Origin of the sequence: Micromonospora sp. DT201, assembly GCF_049841575.1 — a bacterium.
In the GTDB taxonomy this organism is placed as follows: domain Bacteria; phylum Actinomycetota; class Actinomycetes; order Mycobacteriales; family Micromonosporaceae; genus Micromonospora.
On record NZ_JBNCKP010000004.1, the window covers coordinates 299,789 to 322,458 of the forward strand.

Here is a 22,670-nt window from a genome sequence, read left to right on the forward strand (position 1 = left end):
AAGGCTCCTCGTCTCCTGGGTCAGCGGGGGGTGAGCAGGTCGGCGACCCGGACCGGTTGGCCGGTCTCGAAGGACCGGTTGGCGGCCAGGCCGGTGAGCAGGGCCAACGCGCCGTCGTCGGCGGTCGCGGCGCGGTCCAGCGGGTCGGGTTGGCCACCGAAGAGCACAGCGGTCATCCGGGCGTCCGCGCCCCCGTGCCCGTGTCGGGTCCGATCCGCGACCGGGATCTGCTGGGGTGGGGCCCAGAACGGGCGCAGGGTGAGCGTCGCACCGCCGCCCTCGGCCGGCGCCTCGGTGCCGTGCAGGGCGGCGCCCTTGACCGCGCCGGCGGTGCCCCGGTCGACGAAGTCGTTCTCGGTGACCTCCAACTCCAGCCGGCCCCGGCTGCCGTTGACCATCACCCGGTAACCCTCCCAGGGTGCGTAGGCGGTGAGGTGGTACGTCATCGTGGCGCCGCTGGAGTAGCGGGCCAGCACCGCCATGTCGTCCTCGATGCTCGCCCCTGGGGCGAAGACGTTGCGGTCGCGCTGGTAGCCGTCCTCGGCCTCGGCGTCAAGGTACAGCTCGCGCAGTCGGGGGTGCGCGTCGAGTCGCAGCGCGAACGGGTCGTCGATCGCGGCGGGGGAGCCGTGTGCCCGGTCGTAGTCGCGGGCGTAGCCGTGCCGGCGACCCTCCTCGCCGTAGAAGAAGAGCCGGCCGGCCGCGTACACCTCGACGGGGGTGGCGGCCAACCACCAGTTGACCAGGTCGAAGTGGTGGCTGGCCTTGTGCACCATCAGCCCACCGGAGGTGGCCTTGTCACGGTGCCAGCGGCGGAAGTAGTCGGCGCCGTGGCGGACGTCGAGCAGCCACTCGAAGTGCACCGAGCCGATCTCACCGACCGCGCCCTCGGCGAGCAGGCGGTGGACCTGTTCGTGCAACGGGTTGTAGCGGTAGTTGAACGCGACAGTCACCCGGCCGCCGGTCTCGGACACCGTGTCCAGGATCCGCCGGCAGCGCGCCGCGTCCACGGTCATCGGCTTCTCGGTGACGACCTCCCGGCCGGCACGAAGCGCGGCCACCACGTACTCGTCGTGGGTGACGTCCACGCTGGTGACCAGGACGACGTCGACGCGTTCGGAGTCCAGCATGGCCGCGAAGTCAGCGGCCGGGTACGTGGGCACCGGACGGTGGCCCAGCTCGGACAGCCAACGGTTGTGCGCGTCCATCCGTGCCTGGTTGACGTCGGCGAAGGCGACCAGCTCGGTGGTGTCGGCGTGGTCGAGCACCAGGGCCCGGACGAACATCTCCGCCCGCGCGCCGGTGCCCACGACGGCGTACCGGATTCGGCCGTCGGCTCTCGATGACATTCGGTCGCCTCCCCGGTGATCCTGCAAAGGTTTGCAGTGAAGTAATCACGATCGATCCGATCGCGTCAACGACGGTGACGCAATCAACGGTAAATGTCAGTGTTTTCGAAGCGGCAGATCACCAAGGGTGATAAAGCCGCAACCATTGACCGTTGACACTGGAGCAACCGTTTGCATTAATGAGCCACACCCACGTGACCGCCGCCACATCGGACGAAGGGGTCGCCGTGCCAGTCACCATCCGGGACGTCGCCCGGGCGTCCGGTGTGCACATCTCCACCGTGTCCCGCACCTTCTCCGCTCCGCACCTGGTCAACCCGGAGACCCGGGTCCGTGTGCTCGCGTGCGCGGAAGATCTGGGCTACCGGCCGAACCGGGCCGCCCGGGCACTGATCACCGGGCGTACGCACAACATCGGGCTGATCATCGCGGACATCGCGAACCCGTTCTTCCCTCCGCTGATCAAGGCGGCCGAGAGTCAGGCCCGGCACCGCGATTACCACGTCTTCGTGGCCGACACCAATGAGGACCCCACCACCGAGGAGGAGTTGGTCCACGCGCTGGCCAAGCAGGTGGACGGGGTGTTGTTGTGCAGCCCTCGGATGAGCAACAGCCTGATCGAGCAGCTCAGCCGTGAAGTGCCTCTGGTGGTGGTGAACCGCCAGGTGACCGGCCTGCCCTGCGTGCTGATGGACGTCGGGCAGGGGGCCCGGGTGGCGATCGAGCACCTGATCGGCTTGGGCCACCGCAGCATCGCGCTGCTCGGCGGTCCGCGCAGCTCGTGGACCAACCGGGAGATGCGCCGAGCCGCCAGCACGGCTGCCCGAACCGGCGGCGCGGAGCTTACCCTGCTCGGCCCGAACGCGCCCACCGAGACCGGCGGCTCCGCCATCGCCGAGCAGGTGCGGCGCAGCGGCGTGTCGGCCGTGCTCGCCTACAACGACCTGATGGCGATCGGCCTCATCGAGGGGCTGGACGCGCTCGGGGTCCGGGTGCCGCAGGAGGTGAGCGTCGTCGGCGTCGACGACATCGCGCTGAGCCGGCTCACCCGCCCCAAACTGACGACGGTGGCCACGCCCACCGGGGCCGCCGGCCGGACGGCCGTCGACATGCTGCTGCAACAGGACACCGAGTCACCGCGCGGCGCGCGAGGGCCCGGAGCTGGCGCGGCGCTCGGCATCCGTCGTACCACCGCACAGGTAATGCTCCAGACCGACCTGGTCATCCGCGACTCGACCGGCCCGGGCCCGCACGCCCGACCGGCACGTCCCCTGGCCGCACCGCCTGGCCCGGACCCGCATTGCCCTGCGGGCCCGGGCATCCCGACCGCGGCCACCAGTGACGCCGTCGCCTCCTAATACCGAGGAGTGAGCGCACATGCACCCCGCAACGCACCCCACCACCAACGCGCCTGTCGGGCGCAATCACCGTACCGCGCTGCCTCGGCGGCGCCTGCTGCGCGGCCTGCTCGCCGTGACGGTCGCCGCGCCGCTGATGTTCGGGGCCGCTGCCTGCGGAGACGACGACGGCGGTGCCGCCGACCCGAACGCGCCGGTCAAGCTCTCCATCTACTGGTGGGGCGGTGACGCCCGCGCCAAACTGACCGAGGACGCGCTGGCTCTTTACACCAAGAAGCACCCGAACGTGACCTTCGAGAAGACCTGGCAGGCCAATCAGGGCTACTTCGACAAGCTGGCCACGCTCACCGCCGGCGGCAACCCACCGGACCTGTTCCAGATCGACGACAACTACCTGGCCGAGTACGCGGCCCGCAGCACCACGCTCGACCTGACCTCCTACCAGAAGTCCGGCAAGCTGGACACCTCCAAGTTTCCCGAGAGCCTCTGGCAGTACGGCGTGGTCGACGGCAAGCTCGCCGGCCTGGCCTCCGGGGAGAACACCCAGGGTCTGGTCTACAACAAGACGCTGCTGACCAAGCACAACCTGCCCGAGCCGACCACCGGGATGACCTGGGAGCAGCACATCGCCTGGGCCGAGCAGGTCACCGCCAAGACGAAGGTGCCCGGCACACAGGACCCGAGCGCCGACTACAAGGCGTTCTGGGTCTGGCTGCGCCAACAGGGCAAGGACCTCTACCAGGGCAAGGAGTTGGGCTTCACCGCCGAGGACGTGACCAAGTGGTTCGACCTGTGGAAGGGCGCCCGGGACCGTAAGGCCACCCCGACCGCCGACGTCATCCACGAGGGCAACTCCAGCGACATCACCAAGCAGTTGGTGGTCACCGGTAAGTCGGCGACCTCCTGGGTCTGGGCCAACCAGATGCCGGACCTGAAGAAGAACACCAAGGACGAGCTGGGCGTGATCGCCTACCCCGGTGATCCCAGCGCGCAGTGGGCCCGGGCCTCGATGTACTGGTCGGTGTTCAAGGGCAGCAAGAACAAGGACGTCGCGGTCGACGTGATCAACTTCCTGAACAACGACCTGGAGGCGGTCAAGCTGCTCGGCACCGACCGTGGCCTGCCGTCCAACCAGGACCTGCGCCGGGTGGTCAGCGACGACACCACCGACCCGGCCATGAAGCAGTCGATCGCCGTCGAGGCGGAGCTGACCCAGAAGTTCGGCACGTCGCCGCAGGTGCCGATCAAGGGGCACAGCAAGGTGCGATCCGAGTTGATCAAGGCAGCCGAGAACGCGCAGTACGGCCGGGCCACCCCCGCCGAGGCCGCCGCCCAGTTCGTCGAGGCGTGCAGGTCCGCCATCGCTTGACCGCCCCCGGTCTGTGTCGAAGTCCCCGGCCGGCCAGGGACTTCGACACAGACCCAACGCGAGGAGAGGAGCCGTTCGTGGCGTTGACCACGGCGCCCGACCCGACCCGACCTGGCCCCGGAACCGAACGGGTCCACACCGAGAGGCGTTGGCCCGCGCGCTTGCGGCACATCGAAGGTCTGGCGGGGTACGTCTTCCTGTCGCCGTGGCTCATCGGCCTGATGGGCGTCACGGCGGTGCCCATGTTGCTGTCGCTCTACCTGAGCTTCACCAACTACGACATCCTCACCCCCTTCTCCGAGGTGGAGTGGGTGGGGCTGGCCAACTACGAACGGATGTTCACCGCCGACCCGTCGTACTGGCACGCGGTGCGAGTCACCCTGACCTTCGCGCTGATCGCCGTACCCCTGAAGTTGGCGGCGGCGCTCGGCGTGGCGCTGCTGCTCAACCGTGCCTGGCGCGGGGTCGGGCTGTTCCGCGGGCTGTTCTACCTGCCGTCGCTGCTCGGCGGCAGCGTCGCGCTGGCCATCGTCTGGGTCAACATGTTCAACCGCGACGGCGCGTTCAACTCGCTGCTCAGCCTCGTCGGCATCCAGGGCAAACCGTGGGTCAACGACCCGGACTGGGCCCTCGAAACGCTGATGGTGCTGGCCATCTGGCAGTTCGGCGCCCCGATGGTGATCTTCCTGGCCGGGCTGAAGCAGGTGCCCACCGAGCTGTACGAGGCGGCGTCGGTCGACGGGGCCGGCAGGATCCGCCAGTTCCGCAACGTCACCCTGCCGATGCTCTCCCCGGTCATCTTCTTCAACCTGGTGCTGGAGACGATCAACGGGTTCCAGGGCTTCACCGCCGCGTTCGTGCTCAGCAACGGCACCGGAGGCCCGGTCGACTCCACCCTGATGTACACGCTGAACCTCTACATCACCGGCTTCACCGACCTTGAGATGGGCTACGCGTCGGCGATGGCCTGGGTGTTCCTGCTCGCCATCGCGGTGATCACCGCGATCTTCTTCAGCACCGGGCGGTTCTGGGTGCACTACTCCGACGGGGAGGACCGGTAATGGTGACGGTGACCCCGACGGCCGACGCGCCGACCGCAGCAGCGCCGACCACCCGCCGCCGACCCGGTGGCCGGCCAGTGCTGCGGCTGCTGATCCTGGTGGCGATCGTCGCCGTCGTGCTCTACCCGCTGATCTGGATGATCGGCACCTCGGTGAAATCCCAGGAGGAGATCGTCAACAACGTCGGGTTGCTGCCCGAGCGGTTCACCCCGGGCAACTACACCGCCGGGTGGTCCAACTTCGACGTCAGCTTCGGCAGGTTCTTCCTCAACAGCGCCATGGTCAGCCTGCTCGCCGTGGTCGGCAACGGCCTCTCCTGCCTGCTGGCCGCGTACGCCTTCGCCCGGCTGCGGTTCCGGATGCGCGGGGTGTGGTTCGTTGTCATGATCGGCACCCTGCTGCTGCCCCAACACGTGCTGATCGTGCCGCAGTACATCCTGTTCCGGACGTTGGGGCTGGTCGGCGGCGAATGGCCGTACCTGCCGCTGCTCATCCCGCAGTTCCTGGCCACCGAGGCGTTCTTCGTCTTCCTGATGGTGCAGTTCATGCGGGGCGTCCCCCGTGAGCTGGACGAGGCGGCCCGGATCGACGGCGCCGGCCCGTACGGAATCTTCCGGCACATCATCCTGCCGCTGAGCCGCCCCGCGCTGGTCACCACCGCGATCTTCTCGTTCATCTGGACCTGGAACGACTTCTTCCGCCAACTGGTCTTCCTGTCCCAACTGGAGGACTACACCGTCCCGGTCGCGTTGACCCTGTTCATCGACTCGACCAGCCAGAGCGCCGTCGGGCCGATGTTCGCCATGTCGGTGCTGTCGCTGCTGCCGGTCTTCCTGTTCTTCGTCGCGTTCCAGCGGATGCTCGTCGAAGGGATCAACACCAGTGGTATCAAGGGCTGAACCGGCGGACACCGGCGGACAGCGGGACTGGCGCGACGTCGCCCGCGACGCCGCCGACCTGGCGCTGCTCGGCATCCTGCTGACGCTGGCGGCAGCACCCCTGCTGACCGCGGCGGCGGCGGCCGGCACGGCCAGCGCGGCGGTGCACGACTGGACGCGTACCGGCACCTGGCCGCCGGCGCGGGCCACCCTGCGCCGGTTCGGCCGTTCGGTGCTCCCCGGAGTGCCGGTCAGCCTGCTCGCGCTCGCCGTGGCCGGGCTGCTCGCCGCCGACCTGGCGGCGCTGGCTACCGGTCGGGTGCCGGGCGGCCCGCCGGCGCTGCTGGTGACCGCACTGATCGCGGCCGGCCTGATCGGGTACGCCGGGCTGGTCCTCGTCGAGGTGGGTGGCAACGGGGGCGGGCGGTGGAGGGCGGCAGCCCGGTCCGCCGCCCGCGCCTGCCTCGACGCGCCCGCCCGCTGGGCGGCGCTCGCCGGGGTCACCGCGCTGGGCGGGCTGCTCGCCGTCCTGGTCACCCCGGTCGCGCTGCCGATCCTCGCCGGTTACACCGTGGCCGCCCTGCACGCCGTCGCCGGCCGCCGGCCGGCCCCCGCCAGCCCTGCCGGCCGCCGGCCGGCCCCCGCCAGCCCTGCCGGCCGTCGGCCGGTCTCTGTCAGCCCTGCCGGCCGTCGGCCGGTCTCTGTCAGCCCTGCCGGCCGCCGGCCGGCCCCTGCTGGCCCCGCCGGCCGTCGGCCGGTCTCTGCCCACGCGGAGCGGCCATGAGCACCGAGCAGGAGTCGGCGCGGCTGGTGGTCGACGGGACGGAGGTGGCCCGGTACGTGGTCGACCCGGCGGTGGACGCCCGGCACGGGCCGCGGCCGTACCTGCACCCGGTACGCACCCTGGGTGGCACGGTCGTCACCGACGCGTTGCCCGCCGATCATGTCTGGCACCTCGGCGCCTCCCTGGCTGTGCAGGACGTCAACGGCAGCAACCTCTGGGGAGGGCGCACCTACGTCCGCGACGTCGGCTACACCTGGCGTGACGACCACGGGCGGATCGCGCACACCGGCTGGGTCGAGCGGTCCGCCGACCGGCTGGCCCATCGGCTTGAGTGGCGCGACCCGCACGGGTCGGTGCTGCTCACCGAACACCGCCAGCTCACCGCCGCTCCGCTGACCGGCGACGTGCCGGTCTGGCGGCTGGAGATCGACTACACGTTGAGCGCCCCGGCCGGGCAGGACGTGCGGCTGGGTAGCCCGACGACCAACGGCCGCCCCGACCGTGCCGGCTACGGCGGGTTCTTCTGGCGGGCGGTTTCGGCCGAGCCCGCGTCGGCTTTCACCGCCTCGGCGACGGAGGAGGAGGCGGTCAACGGCTCCGCCGAGCCGTGGGTCGCCCTCGCCGGCACCGGGCCGGACGGTCGGGCGTACACCCTGGTCTTCAGTGGTCTCGGCGACGGCGACCGGTGGTTCGTGCGGGCCGGGATGTATCCGGGTGTGGGGGTGGCGTTCGCGTTCGAGCGGCCGGTCACCATCGCGGCCGGCACGACGCGGCGGGGCCGGCACACGGTGGTCGTCGCCGACGGTGTGCTGGACCGCGCCGCCGCCGCTGCCCTGGCAGCCAGCGCGTACGCCAGGCGGCCGGACGGTGCTACTGCTTCGTGAAGTAGGCGGCGCTCTCCGGATCTGCCGGGTAGTAGGACTCGATCGCGATCTCTTCGATCGTGATGTCCATCGGGGTCCCGAAGGTGGTGATGGTGGAGAACAACCGCAGCTCTCGTCCGTCGATCCGGAGGATCATCGGGATCACCACGTCGGCGTCGACCCGTTGGCCCGTCGGGTCCTCGGGCAGCAGCAGTTCCTCGTAGGGTGCGGTGAGCTCCGCGTCGGGCGCGGCGGCGAGCTGGCGCGAGATCCGGCTGCGGAACACCGCACGCACGTCCGCCAGGTTGACGACCAGGGGAGCGAACCCACGCGGGTCCAGACCCAGCCGCACCAGGTTCACCGGTGGTCGCAACAGATCGGGCGCGACCTGCGCGAGGAACGGGTCGAGCGCGCGGTTGGTCAGCACGATGTTCCACCGACGGTCGAAGACCAGTGCCGGGTACGGTTCGTGCGCCTGGAGGACCCTGCGGACCGAGTCGAGGGCAGCCGACAGGGCGGGGTCGTCGAGCGGACGCTCCGCGTAGCGGGGTGCGAAGCCGGCGGCGAGCAACAGCCGATTGCGGTCACGCAGCGGCACATGGAGCTGATCGGCGAGCCGGAGGATCATGTCCGCGCTTGGCCTGGACTTGCCGGTCTCGACCAGGCTGACGTGCCGAGCCGAAACGTCCGCGGCGATCGCCAGGTCGAGTTGGCTGAGCCCCCGGCGTTGCCGCCATTGCCGCAGGAGTTCCCCGACCGTATACACGATCATGAGCGTACTCATCGTCGCGCCGAACGCCATGAAGTGCGAGTTCATCGACAGCCGCACGGGCTGGGGAAACACTTGTGGCATGACCACTGAGAACAAGAGCATCGTCCAACGCGCCCTGGCGGGGCTGGTCGAGACGGGCGACGTCGATACGCTCGCCTCGTGCCTCCGCGAGGATTTCATCCACCACCGGCCGGATTCGACAACCTCCAGCAAAGCGGAATGGCTCGCCGCTGTCCGTGCCGCGCTGGGCCCGACCGCCGGCATGCAGGTCGAAATCCTGCATCTGGTGGCCGACAGTGACCATGTCGTGGTGCACTCGCGGCGTCGGCTCCCCGACGGGGGACCGGAGATCGTGGTCGTCGACGTTTTGCGTATCGCCGACGGGTCCATCGCAGAGGTGTGGGAAATCATCGAACCGGTCGCCCACGCAGCCGCCAATCTGGCGTGGTGGGAATCTGCTCACCATTGACCGAGGGCAGGCAGCCGCGTCGGGTGCCTCCATGTCGGCCACTTCTGCCCCGGACGGGTCTGCGGCCCCATATCCTCGAGCGGATGCATCAAGGGAGCGGGTGCCGTCGCGCGACGGCTCATAGGAGGCCGTGATGAGCGGGCAAGATCGACCCAAGGGCATCAGTCCGACAGCGGTCGAGGGAGCGCCGGGGTTGTGGCGTGTCGATCTGCAGAAACACGATCTCAGCATTCCCGGACGCGAGGTCATCCAGAGTCGTGTGGAATTCACGCCGGACTCACCGCCGTTCAAGCACTTCCACCCCGGCGAAGAGATCATCTGCGTGCTGCAGGGCACTCTGGAATACACGCTCGAAGGTCAACCACCGGTGGTGTGCAATGTCGGTGACGCACTGACCGTGCCCTACGGCGTCCACCACCAGGCCCGCAACGTAGGCAACGGAATAGCAGTCGAGCTAGCCACCTACGTAGTAGAAAAAGGCAAACCCCTCCTAACCAAGGTGGACTGACTCCCTGCCAAGCCACGCGTCGATCATGAGGTTATTGCCCGACACGCCGCCCGGGATGGCAATAACCTCATGATCACCGGGGTTCAGCGAGGTGCGGGCGTCCCGGCCCGGGCGGGTAGGGCGGCCGTTACCCGGATGGCCTTGACGATCGCCGGGATCGACCCGATCAGCAGCACCAGTCCCCAGATGATCGCGATCACCGCGAAGATCAGCGCCGCCACGTCGTCGACGATGCTGACCAGGATCACCGGGACCAGGTTGTGCAGGAACTCCAGCACGACCGTGCAGAGCAGAGTGGTGAGGATCAGCAGGACGAGACCCTTGTTCTGCAGGAAGCGCGGCTGCGCCGCCACCAGCAGCCCGGCCCACACCAGCTTGAGCAGCAGCACCAGCCCGAGCAGCACCGCCGCCTCGCCGACCGGGAAGAACCCCCACAGCGCCAGGTACGCCAGCGTGCCGAACGGGACGGCCAAAAACAGCGACACCATGATCATGAGTTCCACGAACGCGACGATCAGCGCGACCAGCCCAACGATGATCAGGATGATCGAGAAGATCAGGCTGGCGACGCCCTGCACGCGACCCTGGACGCGCTCGGGTAGCAGCATCCCCAGGCAGAACAGCCCGGTGCTCCAGACCGCCACCGCGTCGATCAACGCCAGGTAGCCGGTGCCCCGGCCGGACGGCTCGCTGACCCCGGACGCGTCGTCGAGGTCGACATCCAGTGCGCCGGCGCTGTCGGCCAGCGCCGCGCCGGCGTCCGCGCCGCCCAGCAGCAGCCCGGCACCCAGCTCCACGCCGATCGCCAGGACGATGGCGAGCATGGCCAGCAGCAGAAACGGCTTACGCAGGTCACCCACGACGGCACCTTCCCCTCAGCTCAGGACTCGGCCACGAAAACCGTGCAGCCGCCCAGGCCGGGGCAGGTCAGGCCCACCTCGGCGGCCTGGTCCACGGCGACCTTCGCCACCGCGCCGGTGCCGTCGGACGCCGGCTCGACCTCGTCGCGGATGGTGAGCTCGGCGTCGCCGGGCGCCGCCGCGACGACCGTGAACCGCGACGCGCTGCGCAGCACCAGGGTGCGCAGCCCGCCTGGGTCGGCGATCCGCACCACGCAGCTGCCGGAGAACACCAACCGGCCTGTCTGATCGGCGCAGTCGGCGCTGACCGTCGCCGGGTCCACCGCCGAACGCTCGCCGCCCAGCGCCCCCAGCCGGTCGACGAACCCGTGCCGGGCTCCCGGATCACCCGGGTCGTCGCGGCCCGCGCCGACCGCGACCACGAACAGCGCCACCAGCCCGACGGCGAGCAGCCCGAGCAGCGCCTTCTGCCGGCCACTCATCGCGCCACGGCCTGCGCCACGATCTCGGTGAACCGGATCTCGTCGACGCCCGCGAAGTAGCTGTTGGTGCCCTGCGTCTTGCCCACCACCAGCAGGGTGATCCGGTGCGGGCCCTTGGCGAGCTGGACGAGACCGACGTCCAGGAACTCGGTCTTCTGCACCTTCGGCGTGAAGCCGAGGAACGTGCCGCCGACCTGGTTGCCGTCGATGGTGAAGACGGTGTTGGCGTAGTCGAACGAGGTCGTGCGAACGGCGGCGAAACGCCACGTGCCGTCCGCAGGGATCTGCACCGTCACGGTGACCTGATCGCCGATGGCCAGGCCGGTGAAGAAGAGTTGCTTGTCCCCGGACCAGGTAACCCCGCAGCAGTTGGGCTGTGCGCCCACGGCCGCCTTGGTCTTCTGCGGCGACGTGACGACCGCGCCGTCCACCAGGCTCTCCGCCTCGACGGTGACCACTCGGGGCTCGCCGGGAGCCGGCTCGCCGTCGCGGGTCACCAGCACCACCCCCACGGTCACCACCACCAGCACCAACGCCGCCGCGGCGGCGATCCACAACCACGGGGTACGCCGTGGCGGCGCGACCGCCCGCACCTCGTACGTGACTCGACCGCTGGATCGGGAGCTCTCCTCCGGTGCGGTGTTCGCCGAGTACGCGAACCCGGTCATGTCGTAGCGCCGTGGTGGGGTGCCCGCCGGCACGGCGAGTTTGACCAGGAAGGACACCGAGCCCTGCCCGGGTACCACCCGCTGCGGCTCGGCGACGGTGAACCACGCCCGCTGGGACCCGTCACCGGGTGCCACGTCGAACACCACCGTGTCCGGTGCGTTGCCCGGGTTGGAGACGGTGAAGGTCAGCTCGCCGCTGTTGCGCGGATCGAGGGTGAACTGCTCGGCGGCGGCGACGACCGCCCACTCGGTGGTCATGACGACTCCTCTTCCAGGACGATCTCGACGGTGGTCGAGGCGGGTTTCTCCGCCTCGACGATTCGGGTGATCACGGCGAGTTGGCTGGCGGCGGCGGCCGGCACCCGCACCACGACGTGAAATGGCTGCTCGTCGGGCTCGTCCAGAGCGAAACCACTCAACCCCGTAGCCACCTCGAGAGCTCTTCGCATCCCGTACGGGGTGCCACGCCAGCGGGCCAACAGCGCGGCGTTGGCCACCAGGTCGCGCAGCCGGCCCACCGGCAGCGGCAGCGGGGCGTCCCGCCGGGGCGAGGCCACCACATGGTCCATCGCCACCCAGCGGGTCAACTGCACGACCAGCCCGTCCGGTGCCCGGTACGGGTCGAACAGGGCGTCCACCTCGGCGAGGATCGCCTCGTCCGGGGCGTGCAGCCCTTCCATCACGTCGAGCAGCGCCCAGAGCACGCTGCCGGGCACGCAGGCCCGCTGATAGGCGGCGGGCAGCAGCCGTTCAATCGCCGAGCGTCGCATCCTGGCGCACCACCTCGATGTCGTGCTCGCCGGAGCAGAGCAGCCAGGTATCCGGGACGGTCACCACGTCGGCGGTGGCCTGGTTGGCGCTGGGCGTCCAGTCGACGGCGTCGGCGCTGCGGTGCACGCCGCGCTGACCGCCGGCCAGGATCAGCCGCTCCGCGGCGACGGTGCTACCGGTCGTGTGGCTGCCGACGGCGCCCCCGCTCACGGCGATGGCGTCGACCGGTTCGAAGCGGGTCCGGTCCCGTAGCGGCAGACCGCAGTTGACCGACACCGACTGCCACTGTGGCTGGGCGGCGAGGGTGTCCAGCCGCAACACCCCGCCGCTCTGCGTGGCCGCCACCGCCTGCGACCCGGCGAATGCGAGATCTCGGCAGGTGCCGCCGATCCAGCCGGCCTGCACCGACTGCCACTTCACGTCGGATTCGAACAGCCTGGTGCGGTGACAGCCCTGGCCGGGCTTCCTCGGGTCCGGCTCGCCCGCGCCACTCCACAGCAGGGTGGCCGGGCCGTCGTACTGCACGGCGAGAACCCGGTTGTCCACGTTGGAGAGACCGACGTGGGTGAAGCTGCCGGGTCGACCGCCGGCGGTCGACAGGTACACCCCGAAGCTGGCCTGCGCGGCGACTGCCACGCCCGGCGCACCCCGCTCCGAGACGAACGCGCGCACCGCGTAGAACCCCCGGTCGGCGTCGGACGGGTCGACCAGGATCTGCAACGGGACCGCCCCGGGTAGCAGCGACACCTCGTACAGGCCGGTGTCGGTGGCCACCAGCAGCGCGCCCGCGCCGTCGCGGTCCAGCCAGGCCACGTCGGAGATCCGCGAATCCAGGTCGGTCAGCAGCGACCACGTCTCGCCCAGGTCGGTGCTCAGGTGCACCCGGGAGCCGCCGGAGGCGCGCAGCGTCACCACCGCCACCGAGCCGGGACGCGCCACGATGCCCGGCCGCACCGGAGCGGGCGCGGGCGCAACCCGCAACACCGTCTCATCGTCGAAGCGGCCGGCCGGCTCCCAACCCGCACCGCCGTTGCTGGAACGGAACAGCACCGGGTCGCGCCCGGCGTACCAGGTGTGCGGCTGGTACTGGTCGACGGCGAGGGCGCGTACGCCGGCGTCGGGTGCCTCGTCGACCACGAACCGGACCGACTCGACGTAGCGCACACCCGGCTCCGCCTGCTCCAGCAGTCGGTACACGTTGGATGCCCGCAGTGGTTCGCCGAACGGCCAGCCGGTCGGGTTGAGCGCGGTCGGCAGCGGGCTCAACGTCTGGTGCAGCCGGTCGTGGATCCGGCGCCGGACCGCGTCCACATCCTCCTCCCGGCGAACCACCACCCGGGCGCGTACCGACACCGCCTTGAACCGTGCCCAGGTCGCCCGGGACCGGATGCCGACCATCCGGCGTTCCTCCAGGTCCGCCTCCACCCGGCGCCGCGCCTCGGGCACCTCGTGCTCGCGCAGCACCGCCACCGGCAGTTGGCCGCCGGGGCGGGCCGTCGGTGGCACGTACGGCACCAGCACCACCTCGACCTCGCCCGGCCGGGCGAAGCTGTACACAGCGGCGCGGGTGAACGCCCGTGCCCGCGCCACCGCACCGGAGCTGGTGGCGAGAACCTCGAAGTCGCGGGCGGTGACCGCCCGCTGCTGGGCGAAGAACTCGTACGGACCGCGCAGCAGCACCGACTCCAGCGCCTCCATCTCCCGGCCGCCGGCCGCCGGCGCGGGGTTGTCGACGCGTACCCCGGGTAGTGGGTCACGCAGGCTGGTGAGCGTGCCCGCCGCCACGTTGCCGGTGGGCCCACCGCCGGCCCGGTACCAGAGGCGGACCTGCCGCCCGGCCGGCGGCACCGCCGCCACCGTCACCGCCGTCAGGGCACCCGCCGCGGCCGGTTCGGCATCGCCGGGCGTGTCCTGGACCGCGCCGGCGGGCGGTCGCAGGTCGAGGGCCGGGGCGAAGGTGACGGTGCCGGAGCAGCGATCGACCAGGTACGCCTTGGCCTGCGGGCCGAGGCCGGCGAAGCTGTCCACCGGCCGCCAGATCTCGAACGTGCGGCCGTCGTGCTCGCGGGCCGCCGCGCCCAACTCGACGGTGCCGGCCGGCACCTCCACCCCGAGCAGCAGATCCAACGGCTCGGCCGTGTGCGCCAGCGGAGCGTGGGCGGCCCGCAGCATCTGACCGGGCTGGCCGGTGCCCATGCCGAGCAGCTCCGCCTCGACCGGTTCACAGTGATGCATCCGGACCGTCACCGACGCCTCGCCCTCGGGCAACAGGGCCGGCTCGGTGGTGACGAACACGACCGGCCGGGGATCCGCGCCTCGGGCCGCCGCGACCCGCAGACCGGCCGGGATCCGCACCGCGGCGCTGTCGGTGCCGGTGCGGGTGAACCGGACGTCCGCCCAGGCCGCGGTGGGCGCGTGCCGGGCAACCCCGAGCAGGTTCAGGAACGAGACGTACGCCTTCTCCGGCAACTGGTTCAGCCGGTAGATCATCACCTCGGTCAGGTGCGCGAACGCCTCCACCAGCGCCATGCCGGGATCGTGCGCCGACACGTCGGTCCACGCCGGGCAGGACTGCCGGATCCGATCCCGAGCCTCGGTGACCAGGTCGAGGAACCCGCGATCGTCCAGGTGTGGCACGGGCAGCGTCATGACGCTCCTCCCTGCGCGGGCTCGTCGGCCGGGAGCAGGTCCACGGAAAAGACCAGTTGCCCGGGCGTCAGGCTGGCCCGCACCCGGTAGTCCAACCGGATCACCAGCCGCCACGCGTCGTCCGGGTCTGGCCCGGCGTCCACGTCGATCACCTCGACGCGCGGCTCCCAGCGGGCGATGGCCTGCCGGACGTAGTGGATGGCCAGGCCAGCCGTGGTGTCGTCGTTGGGTGCGAAGACGAGCCGGTGCAGTCGGGAGCCGTACCCGGGTCGCATCAGCCGCTCGCCCGGCGTTGTCGACAAGAGCAGGAACAGCGCCTGCCGTACGCTCTCGTCGCCCTCGGTCATCGCCAGCCCACCGGCCGCGGTGAGCGCCAGGCCGCCGGTACGGCCGGCGTCGAAGCCGGCGCCGACGAAGCGGAAGGCCCTCATCGGTCCGACCCCAGGAACTGCTGGCGCGGATCACGCACCGTGTGCTTGACCAGCCCCGGCGGAGTGCCGTTCGTGAACCCCTCCAGGTGCGACAGCACCACCTGGTGGCCGTCGACGCGGACCCAGTCGCTGTAGCCGACGCGGACGGTCAGTGTCGTCGTGCACGGCTTGATGGTCGGGCCGTAGTTCGGGCAGGCGACGATCGTGCGGCCCTCCGGGTCGTCGTCCACCAGCACGGGCACACCGGTGACGGTCACCCACTGCCGCGAGGGTCGGTTCTCGACCCGGCCGTCGTGATCGCAGGTGATCACGGAGTCACGGTGGATCCAGCGCATCAGCCGCCTCCTTCGTGGTGGGCGCGGGCGAGCGAACGGGCCTGCCGCGCCGCAGTCGTCGAATCCTCGGTCGACTCCGCGTGCAGGAAGTCCACGCTGCGGGCGCGCACCACCATGGCCCGGCCGGGTGCGGAGATCACCAGGTCGGACGCCGCGTGCAGAGTGGCCAGATCGGGGGTCAGTTCCAGAAAGCTGCCATCCTCGGTGGCGAGCCGCAGGCTGCGCTGCACGTCGTCGACGACGATCGACTGCCCGCCGGCGGTGCGCAGCGTCCAGCGCCGCGCCTTTCCGTCGTCGATGCCCGCGTCGTACGGCTCGACCGCGCCGAACAGCGAACCGAGCACGATGCCCGAGGCCGGCTCGCCGCCGGGCAGCACCACCAGGACTGTGTCGTCCGGATCGGGGAGTGCCACCAGACCCTTGCCTCGTCCGGCACCGGGGCAGAGCACGGCGAGCCAACCTGCGTCCAGGTCCCCGTACGCGGGCAGGGTCAGACGGACCCGGCCCAGCCCATCCGGGTCGGCGACGTCGGTGACGGTGCCGAGGGTGACCACCGCGCCGCCGGTCGAGGCTGCCGGGGTGGCTGGCGGCACCGTGGAGAAGCGCGTCAGATGCCCGTTGCCGTCCACGGTGTGCACCACCTCGGTCAGCACGTACGCCCCGGCGACCGGGTCCGGCACACCACTCAGGTCGACCCGCCGGCCCGGCCGCAGTGCCGGATCGCCCTCGGCCACCCCCTCGGCGGTGACCAGCGCCGCCGCGCGGGTGTCCAGTCGCGCCTGGGCCAGCGCCGCCAACTCGTCGTCGCTGCGGCCGGGCTGGTCGACGGCGGTGCGTACCCCGTCGGCACCCACGTCGGCCGGGTCCGGGCGGTCGCCGGCAGGCCGGCCGCAGCGCGCCTCGTCGGCCTGCTGACTGATCACCTCGGCCCGCTGCGGGTGCCAGCCCAGTGCCGCGCTGGCACCGCTGGCCTGATCGGCGTTGGTCGACAGCCGCAGGGTGTGCACACCCGCGCCGAGGGTCAGCGCGACCGGTTCTCCGTAGCCGGCCAGAGTGATCAGCCGGACGCCACTGCCGTCGGCGGCCAGGTGCAGCCCGGCCCGGCCGGCCACCTCGCGCAGCAGCTCCAGATCGCTGTGCCGGTGCTGCAACAGCCGCTCCAGCCGTGGGCCGTCGACCTCGGCGGTCACCGTTAGCCCCACCTCGCCGCACAGCTCCCGGGCCAGCTCGACGGCGGTCACCGAGGTGAAGACCCGCAACCCCTGTCGCTTACGCAGCCGATGCAGCGGGTCGTACGCCCGCAGCCGCAGCACCGCCGCCCCATCGGAGGCGTACTCGACCTCCACTGCGGTGATCTCCCCGCCGAACAGGGCGTCGGCATGGTCGGCCAGCCGGACGTCGAGCGCCGTGCCGGGGCGCACCGCCGGGTCGAACGCGCCGGCCCCGGCGGCGGTGGTGAGCACCAGCTCTGCCTGCGTGGGCTGGTCGAGTCGCGCTGCCACCCGCAGTGAGCGAACCCGCTGACGGGCCGCACCGGCCAACTCGGCCCCGTCGAGCAGGACGATCAGCGCCCGGGGCGCGACGCTGGTCACGGCGTACCCCCGGGGTTGCCTGGTCCGGTGCTGCCTGGGTTGACCGGTCCGGTGGTGCCTGGCCCGGTGCTGCCGGCGATCGAGGCGCCCACGAACGACGCTCCTGCGCTCACCGCGCCGGCCACTGTTCGCGCCATCCCGGCCACCGCACCAGCGAAGGTCGATGCGCTACCCGGGCTGCTGCCGGCGCGGGTGGCGGCGGATGGTGGGACTGCCAGGGTGGTGCCGGGTGGCACCGCCAGCGGATCGGTGATCCGGTTGTGTTCGGCCAGCAGGCGCCAACGCAGCGGCGAGCCGAGCGCGTCGTTGGCCAGCAGGTCGAAGCGCACACCGGAACGACCCGGCTCTGCCGCGCCGTCGCCGGCGGCGATGACCGCGCTGCCCGGAGCGGCGGTCGGGGTGCTCGCCGCGGCCAACTCCTCGGCGAAGCCGGCCTCGGCCTGATCGGCCGTCTCGGCAGCCCGGACCAGCTTCAGCCGCAGCCAGGAGCGTCGAGGTGAGCCGGTGCCGGTGAACGCGTCGAACCGCTCCGCCACTGCGATGATCACGCCGGGCACGTTCCAGGTCTTGCCCCAGACCAACCGGACCAGCGGCGGACGCAGCCAACCATGCTCGGCGGTCGAGTTCTCCGCCAGCATCCAGAGGGGACGTGTGAGCACCCGCACGTCGGCCGGACGGACCTGCGCCTGGACGAAGTCGACGTCGAAGAGCAGGTCGAGAACCAGCTCGGTCCGGCCGCCGCCGGTGAAGACCAACGGATCGTCGGCCAGCCCGGACCCGGTGAGCTGCCCGCCGGACGCACCCCGGGGGCGTACGCCGGCGAGTCGGGTCACCTGCACGGTCTCCGGGTTGAGCAGACAGTCCACCCGCTCGCCGGAGGAGTCGATGAGGAAGGCGACGCGTTCCATCAGTCGCCCGCCTGTTCCCGATCCAACCGGGCCAGCTCGGCATCGTTCAACGCGTCACCCGGCACGGTCCACAGCGTCGCGTCGTCGGGCAGCGCCGGCCACGGGTCGGTGACTCTCGCCTCGATCGCGGACGACCACGGCCCGGTGCTCGCCGACCGTCTGCCTGCGGCTGGGCCGGGACCCCATGCACCGGCCCACGCTCCGCCGCCGACCGCATCCATCTCGTCGACCCGCTGCCCGGCCGATCGCCACTGCTGTTGCCGGGGGCGTGCCGGTTCGTCGGGGAGGGTCAGCCAGGGCCAATCGCCCGCGGTGTGGTCCAGGTCGCGACGCCGGTCGTTCGTCGTGCCCTCGGCGTCACCTGCGACCGTCGCACCGGCCGAACCGGTCCAGGTCGTCACTCGATCGACCGCGTCCAGGTCCGGCCAGGCCGGTGCCCGCCGCGCCGCCGCGTTGCCCGGCCCCGAAGGCCGTGTCCCGACTGCGTCACCCTGGCCGTCCGCGAACCCGGGTTGGCCGTCCGCGAACCCGGGTTGGCCGTCCGCGAACCCGGGTTGGCCGTCCGCGAACCTGGGTTGGCCGTCCGCGAACCTGGGGTGGCCGCCCGCGAACCTGGGGTGGCTCGCCCTGCGCCGGGTCTGGTCGTCTGCCGATCCGTCCTGGTCGCTCCGAAGTCCGTCGTGAGCAGCCGACAGCCGGTCGGCGAGGACGTCACCGGTGGTGGCGGGCGGGCGTCGCGGATCGAGAGGTGAGCGCGGAGCGCGTGGCGTGGGTTCGAGGTCGTCGGTCCGGTGTTCGTGGTGGTCGCCGGGGGAGGCGAGCGGACCCGGGATCGCGGGGCGGATCAGCGGGTGGACAGGCTGATCGGGTTGGCCGGCCCGGGGCGGACCGTTCCCGCCAACTCCTGCGGTATCGCCCCAAGCACCCGGTCGGACCGATCCCGCCGGTCGCTCCGGTGCGTCCAACCCGGACGGACCCGCCGGTGTGTCGGGCCCGGACGCTCGTGCCCCGCCGCCGCCGAATGAGCCGGCTGTGCTGGGCGGTCCGTCACCTGCCGCTGGCGTGCGACCCGAACGCCCGGTCCCGCCCGGTGGGCGGGACCCGTCCGGCGTCGCGAACCCGCTCGTACCCGGGCCGCCGCGCCGGACAGCCGCGGCACCGCCGCTCGCGCTGGGTCTGCTGGCCAACGCGCCAGCCGGGGCGGGAGCCGCACCATCACCTCCCAGCCGACCGATCGAAGCCGTCTCGCCCGGCCGGTCGTCGCGGGCGCTTGCGTCCTCGGAGCCGACCGGGGACATGTCGAAGTCCAGGTCGTGCAGCAGGCCGGGCGCGTGTGCGCTGACCAGGTCCAACCAGTGCTGCGGGGGTTCCCCGAAGCGCCGTGGTGCAGCCGTGGGCTCCTCCGACGGCGGAAGTTGTCCGGCGGGCTCGACCCGCCCGGCGAGGCGCTGCACCGCCCCGGCCGCCGAGCGCAGGCGGCCGGCCAGCCAGCTACGCGGGTGCTGGCGCGGTGGCACCGCCGGTCTCCAGCTCCAGGCCCTCGTAGCGCAGGGTCAACGAGGCGATGGCGATCTCGTGGCTGAGCGTGTTGAGGTGCGCGCCACGCCATCGGGTGGGCCAGGCGTCGATGAGGTTCCACCGCAGCACCTCGGCGGTCCCCACCGAGTCGAGCAGCACCACGGAGACGTTGCGACGGTTGAGGGTGCCCTGCGCGGTGGCGTTCACCCAGTCCCACAGCTCGCGGGAGGCGGTGAGGCCGAAGTGCAGCGTCACCGGCTCGTACTCGGCCTGGCCGGGCACCATCCGCATCCGGCCCAGGCCGTGCTCCCGGTACGGCTGCCCGGGGATGTTCACCTCCAACCCGGTCATCTCGGTGAAGTGGCCGTTGGTGACGCCGTTGATGAGCAGCCGGAAGTTGTACGCCCGGTACGGGTCGACCGGGGCGCCGGGCTGTGGGGTGGCTGTGGTGGGCATGTCAGCCTCCGATCGTCTCGGTCTCGGTGCCGCCGGCCCACTGGCTCAGCTTGAACACCACGAATTCGGCGGGCTTGACGACGGCGATGCCGATGTGGGCGATCACCATGCCCGCGTCGCGGACGTCCACCGGGTTGGTCTCCTCGTCGCACTTGACGAAGAACGCCTCCTCGGGGCTGCGCCCGAGCAGTGCCCCGTCGCGCCACACCCGGGTGAGGAACGCCCCGATGTCGCGCCGGATCGAGCGCCAGAGGGTGAAGTCGTTGGGTTCGAAGACCATCCACCGGGTGCCATTGGCGATGGCCTGCTCGATGGCGATGCTGAGTCGCCGTACGTTGAGGTAGCGCCACTCGCTGGCCTCGGCGGCGAGCGTACGGGCGCCCCACACGCGGATGCCCTCGCCGGCGAAGTAGCGGATCACGTTGACGCCCTTGGGGTTGAGCACGTCGTGTTCCGGTCGGGTGACCAGGTAGCCCAGGTCGACGGCACCGCGTACGGGTTCGTTGGCCGGTGCCTTGTGCACCCCGCGCAGGGCGTCGGTGCGGGCCCAGATGCCGGCCAGGTGCCCGCTCGGCGGGGTGAGTTCCAACTCGCCGCTGATCGGGTCGCGCACCTTCAGCCAGGGGTAGTAGAAGGCGCCGAACTCGGACTGCCGGGGCCGGTACGCGGCCCCCTCGTGCCCGCCCGAGCCACCCGGCTGGGCCGAGCCGCCGCCGGGACCGGCCGAGCCGCCGCCCGTACCCTCGGCGGGCTTCGGGGGTTTGCCGGAGGATGGTGTGGCGACGCGGGTGAGCGCGGAGATGTCGTCGATGTCCGGCGCCGGATCGCAGATCGCGACCATGGTGCGGGTGCGCTCGGCCATGCTGAGCAGCGCCTCGTGGGACACCACGTCGTGGAAGCCGGGCGCGGCGATGATGGAGATCTCGTCGACGGCCTCCAGCAGTTGCAGGCCGCCGCGGCGCTGTCCGGTGCCGGTGATCGCGCCGCCGTCGCCGACGTTGACCACCCAGCAGCGGGCGCCCCCGTTGTCGAGGAAGCCGAAGACCGCCCGGGCCAGCGGGGTGCTCTCCACCCGCTCCCCGCCAGCGAAGAGCCGCAGGAATTCAGTCCAGTTGTTGACCGGCACCGCCCTGCCCAGTTGGGCGGAGCGGTCCGGGGCGACGCCGACGAAGGCGGCGATGCTGGTGCTCGCCGGGCCGATCGGTCGGGCGCCGCTGGGGACCTCCTCGACATAGATGCCGGGGGAGAAGTAGCTGGGCATCGGTCCTCCTGTGCGGGTGGGCGTCAGTGGGTCGGTGGCGCGCAGACGATGACGATGTCGGGCTCGGCGGGGTCGACGTCGGCGGTGAGGACGAGCCCACGCCCGGTCAGCCGAAGCCGGACCGGGCCCGGGTGCTCGGGGTCGTGCGGGACGCCGACGATCAGGAACCGGCCCTCGGGGTCGGTGCGGGTGGCGGACCCGGTGCCGGGCAGTTCGACACGCATCGCCGCCAGGGGTTGGTCCTCCGGACCGACCACCCGGCCGGTGAGGGCGCGTACCTCGAGTTGCCGCAGCCGCAGCGGTTGCAGCACCGGCGGCGCGGCCGGGGTCGGGTGGTCCACCTGTGCGGGTACGTCGATCAGCAGCGCCGGGCGGGGATCCGCGCCGAACGCCGTCCACAGTGGTGCGTCACCGGCCTCCAGGACGACCGGGTAGCTGCCGTCGCTCGTCGCGGCGGTGAGCACCCGGTCCAGCCGGGGGATCCCGGCCGGCCCGGTCACGCAGAGTAGATAGCGAACCGTGAACCGGTACGGTTCGCGGACCGCGCCGCTGGAGCGGGTCTGCTGGGCCGGGCGCAGCTCCAGCGGCCACAGGGTGAGCCCGGCGGCGTCGCCGGACGCGCGGGGCGGGCCGATCGGGACGGGTTCCCCCGCCGCGCTGGTCAGCCAGGCGGCGAGCTCGGCGGTGGCCGTCTCGATCGGCCCGCGCCCGTCGGTGGTCATCGCGGCGGCGTCCCCTGGATCCGGTACGCGATGGCCTCGTTCCACACGTGCGGGTAGACGCCGATCTCGAAGTACCGGGTGAACCGGTTGATCGGCGCGTTGGTGTGGTCGTGGTAGAGCAGCCACACCGGGGCGATGGTGAACAGCACGTAGTTCGCCAGCACCAGCGGGATGTAGAGCGGGCCGAGCAGGCGACCCTGGAAGATGTGCACGTCCTCGTGTCGCTGGATGCCGGAGCTGGAGCCGGCGCAGACGGTGCCGATGGTGGTGGCGTAGCGGGGCGAGACCCCCTCCAGCACGCTGACCCGGCCGCTGCCGGACGAGGTGGGCCGGTCCAGCGAGTGTCCGAAGATCAGGTGCACGGCCAGATAGATGGCGCCGACGACCGTGTTGAGCAGGCTCCAGGTGTGGTCGACGACGAAGAGGAAGATGCCGCGGGCGTCGGGTGCGTACACCCCGGCGGACGTCACCGCCCAGCCGAAGACCGCGCCGATCAGCAGGCCCACGACGGCACCGATCAGCAGGCCGATCGGGCCGCCGGCGAGGAAGCCGAACAGGGCGCCGAGGATGACCTGGATCGCCGCGCTGAGGATTCCGAAGACCATG

Annotated in this window: 24 protein-coding genes; 8 read left to right on the top strand and 16 right to left on the bottom strand. The window is 71.5% G+C overall.

Features of this window, described 5'->3' with window-relative positions; all coding sequences use genetic code 11:
• Positions 1 to 20: 20 nt before the first annotated feature.
• Positions 21 to 1,349, bottom strand: coding sequence for a Gfo/Idh/MocA family protein (locus ACLQ28_RS10845; protein WP_425686086.1), 1,329 nt, complete (start codon positions 1,347 to 1,349; stop codon positions 21 to 23).
• A gap of 227 nt (positions 1,350 to 1,576) precedes the next feature.
• On the opposite strand from ACLQ28_RS10845, the gene ACLQ28_RS10850 reads away from it, so the two are divergent.
• The 6 genes from ACLQ28_RS10850 to ACLQ28_RS10875 all read left to right on the top strand — a co-directional run bounded on the left by ACLQ28_RS10850 (position 1,577) and on the right by ACLQ28_RS10875 (position 7,683).
• A complete protein-coding gene (locus ACLQ28_RS10850) occupies positions 1,577 to 2,707 on the top strand; it encodes a LacI family DNA-binding transcriptional regulator (protein ID WP_425686260.1) in 1,131 nt (376 codons plus the stop codon).
• Between the two features lie 19 nt (positions 2,708 to 2,726).
• Positions 2,727 to 4,076, top strand: coding sequence for an ABC transporter substrate-binding protein (locus ACLQ28_RS10855; protein WP_425686087.1), 1,350 nt, complete (start codon positions 2,727 to 2,729; stop codon positions 4,074 to 4,076).
• A gap of 77 nt (positions 4,077 to 4,153) precedes the next feature.
• Positions 4,154 to 5,137, top strand: a complete 984-nt coding sequence (locus ACLQ28_RS10860) for a carbohydrate ABC transporter permease (RefSeq protein ID WP_425686088.1) — start codon at positions 4,154 to 4,156, stop codon at positions 5,135 to 5,137.
• Positions 5,137 to 6,036: a carbohydrate ABC transporter permease gene (locus ACLQ28_RS10865; protein WP_425686089.1), complete on the top strand. Its 900-nt coding sequence runs from the start codon at positions 5,137 to 5,139 to the stop codon at positions 6,034 to 6,036. Before ACLQ28_RS10860 ends, ACLQ28_RS10865 begins: the two co-directional genes overlap by 1 nt.
• A complete protein-coding gene (locus tag ACLQ28_RS10870; RefSeq protein ID WP_425686090.1) occupies positions 6,020 to 6,799 on the top strand; it encodes a hypothetical protein in 780 nt (259 codons plus the stop codon). Before ACLQ28_RS10865 ends, ACLQ28_RS10870 begins: the two co-directional genes overlap by 17 nt.
• Positions 6,796 to 7,683, top strand: a complete 888-nt coding sequence (locus ACLQ28_RS10875) for a PmoA family protein (protein ID WP_425686091.1) — start codon at positions 6,796 to 6,798, stop codon at positions 7,681 to 7,683. The genes ACLQ28_RS10870 and ACLQ28_RS10875 overlap by 4 nt, the downstream gene beginning before the upstream one ends.
• Here the strand turns inward: ACLQ28_RS10875 and ACLQ28_RS10880 are convergent.
• Positions 7,670 to 8,434: a helix-turn-helix domain-containing protein gene (locus tag ACLQ28_RS10880; protein ID WP_425686092.1), complete on the bottom strand. Its 765-nt coding sequence runs from the start codon at positions 8,432 to 8,434 to the stop codon at positions 7,670 to 7,672. The genes ACLQ28_RS10875 and ACLQ28_RS10880 overlap by 14 nt on opposite strands.
• Here ACLQ28_RS10880 and ACLQ28_RS10885 point away from each other — a divergent pair.
• Both ACLQ28_RS10885 and ACLQ28_RS10890 read left to right on the top strand, forming a co-directional pair.
• Entirely contained in the window at positions 8,433 to 8,903 is a 471-nt protein-coding gene (locus ACLQ28_RS10885) for a nuclear transport factor 2 family protein (protein WP_425686093.1), read from the top strand. The genes ACLQ28_RS10880 and ACLQ28_RS10885 overlap by 2 nt on opposite strands.
• A gap of 133 nt (positions 8,904 to 9,036) precedes the next feature.
• The gene (locus ACLQ28_RS10890) at positions 9,037 to 9,411 is read left to right on the top strand and encodes a cupin domain-containing protein (protein WP_425686094.1); all 375 of its coding nucleotides are present in this window, start codon (positions 9,037 to 9,039) and stop codon (positions 9,409 to 9,411) included.
• A gap of 83 nt (positions 9,412 to 9,494) precedes the next feature.
• On the opposite strand, the gene ACLQ28_RS10895 is transcribed toward ACLQ28_RS10890, so the two are convergent.
• Genes ACLQ28_RS10895 through ACLQ28_RS10960 form a run of 14 tightly spaced genes read right to left on the bottom strand, consistent with a single transcriptional unit; the run spans position 9,495 to position 22,669 of the window.
• Complete coding sequence (locus tag ACLQ28_RS10895) at positions 9,495 to 10,271, bottom strand: hypothetical protein (RefSeq protein WP_425686095.1); 777 nt, start codon at positions 10,269 to 10,271, stop codon at positions 9,495 to 9,497.
• A 20-nt stretch (positions 10,272 to 10,291) separates the two neighbouring features.
• Entirely contained in the window at positions 10,292 to 10,753 is a 462-nt protein-coding gene (locus tag ACLQ28_RS10900; RefSeq protein WP_425686096.1) for a hypothetical protein, read from the bottom strand.
• On the bottom strand, positions 10,750 to 11,679 hold the full coding sequence (locus tag ACLQ28_RS10905) for a hypothetical protein (protein WP_425686097.1): 930 nt from the start codon (positions 11,677 to 11,679) through the stop codon (positions 10,750 to 10,752). The genes ACLQ28_RS10900 and ACLQ28_RS10905 overlap by 4 nt, the downstream gene beginning before the upstream one ends.
• Positions 11,676 to 12,191 carry a phage tail protein gene (locus tag ACLQ28_RS10910; RefSeq protein ID WP_425686098.1) on the bottom strand — a complete coding sequence of 172 codons (516 nt, stop codon included), beginning with the start codon at positions 12,189 to 12,191 and terminating at the stop codon, positions 11,676 to 11,678. The genes ACLQ28_RS10905 and ACLQ28_RS10910 overlap by 4 nt, the downstream gene beginning before the upstream one ends.
• Positions 12,172 to 14,841 (bottom strand): putative baseplate assembly protein, encoded by a 2,670-nt coding sequence (locus tag ACLQ28_RS10915; protein ID WP_425686099.1) that lies wholly within the window; start codon positions 14,839 to 14,841, stop codon positions 12,172 to 12,174. Before ACLQ28_RS10915 ends, ACLQ28_RS10910 begins: the two co-directional genes overlap by 20 nt.
• Complete coding sequence (locus ACLQ28_RS10920; protein ID WP_425686100.1) at positions 14,838 to 15,272, bottom strand: GPW/gp25 family protein; 435 nt, start codon at positions 15,270 to 15,272, stop codon at positions 14,838 to 14,840. Before ACLQ28_RS10920 ends, ACLQ28_RS10915 begins: the two co-directional genes overlap by 4 nt.
• Positions 15,269 to 15,607, bottom strand: coding sequence for a hypothetical protein (locus ACLQ28_RS10925; protein ID WP_425686101.1), 339 nt, complete (start codon positions 15,605 to 15,607; stop codon positions 15,269 to 15,271). The genes ACLQ28_RS10920 and ACLQ28_RS10925 overlap by 4 nt, the downstream gene beginning before the upstream one ends.
• Entirely contained in the window at positions 15,607 to 17,199 is a 1,593-nt protein-coding gene (locus ACLQ28_RS10930) for a contractile injection system protein, VgrG/Pvc8 family (RefSeq protein ID WP_425686102.1), read from the bottom strand. The genes ACLQ28_RS10925 and ACLQ28_RS10930 overlap by 1 nt, the downstream gene beginning before the upstream one ends.
• Positions 17,196 to 18,107, bottom strand: coding sequence for a hypothetical protein (locus ACLQ28_RS10935; RefSeq protein WP_425686103.1), 912 nt, complete (start codon positions 18,105 to 18,107; stop codon positions 17,196 to 17,198). Before ACLQ28_RS10935 ends, ACLQ28_RS10930 begins: the two co-directional genes overlap by 4 nt.
• Positions 18,107 to 19,624: a hypothetical protein gene (locus tag ACLQ28_RS10940; RefSeq protein ID WP_425686104.1), complete on the bottom strand. Its 1,518-nt coding sequence runs from the start codon at positions 19,622 to 19,624 to the stop codon at positions 18,107 to 18,109. Before ACLQ28_RS10940 ends, ACLQ28_RS10935 begins: the two co-directional genes overlap by 1 nt.
• Entirely contained in the window at positions 19,599 to 20,081 is a 483-nt protein-coding gene (locus ACLQ28_RS10945; protein ID WP_179779319.1) for a phage tail protein, read from the bottom strand. The genes ACLQ28_RS10940 and ACLQ28_RS10945 overlap by 26 nt, the downstream gene beginning before the upstream one ends.
• 1 nt (position 20,082) lies before the next feature.
• On the bottom strand, positions 20,083 to 21,342 hold the full coding sequence (locus ACLQ28_RS10950; protein ID WP_425686105.1) for a phage tail sheath family protein: 1,260 nt from the start codon (positions 21,340 to 21,342) through the stop codon (positions 20,083 to 20,085).
• 23 nt (positions 21,343 to 21,365) lie between these two features.
• Positions 21,366 to 22,064, bottom strand: coding sequence for a carboxypeptidase-like regulatory domain-containing protein (locus tag ACLQ28_RS10955; protein ID WP_425686106.1), 699 nt, complete (start codon positions 22,062 to 22,064; stop codon positions 21,366 to 21,368).
• Positions 22,061 to 22,669 (bottom strand): glycine zipper family protein, encoded by a 609-nt coding sequence (locus tag ACLQ28_RS10960; protein WP_425686107.1) that lies wholly within the window; start codon positions 22,667 to 22,669, stop codon positions 22,061 to 22,063. Before ACLQ28_RS10960 ends, ACLQ28_RS10955 begins: the two co-directional genes overlap by 4 nt.
• Position 22,670: the final 1 nt, after the last annotated feature.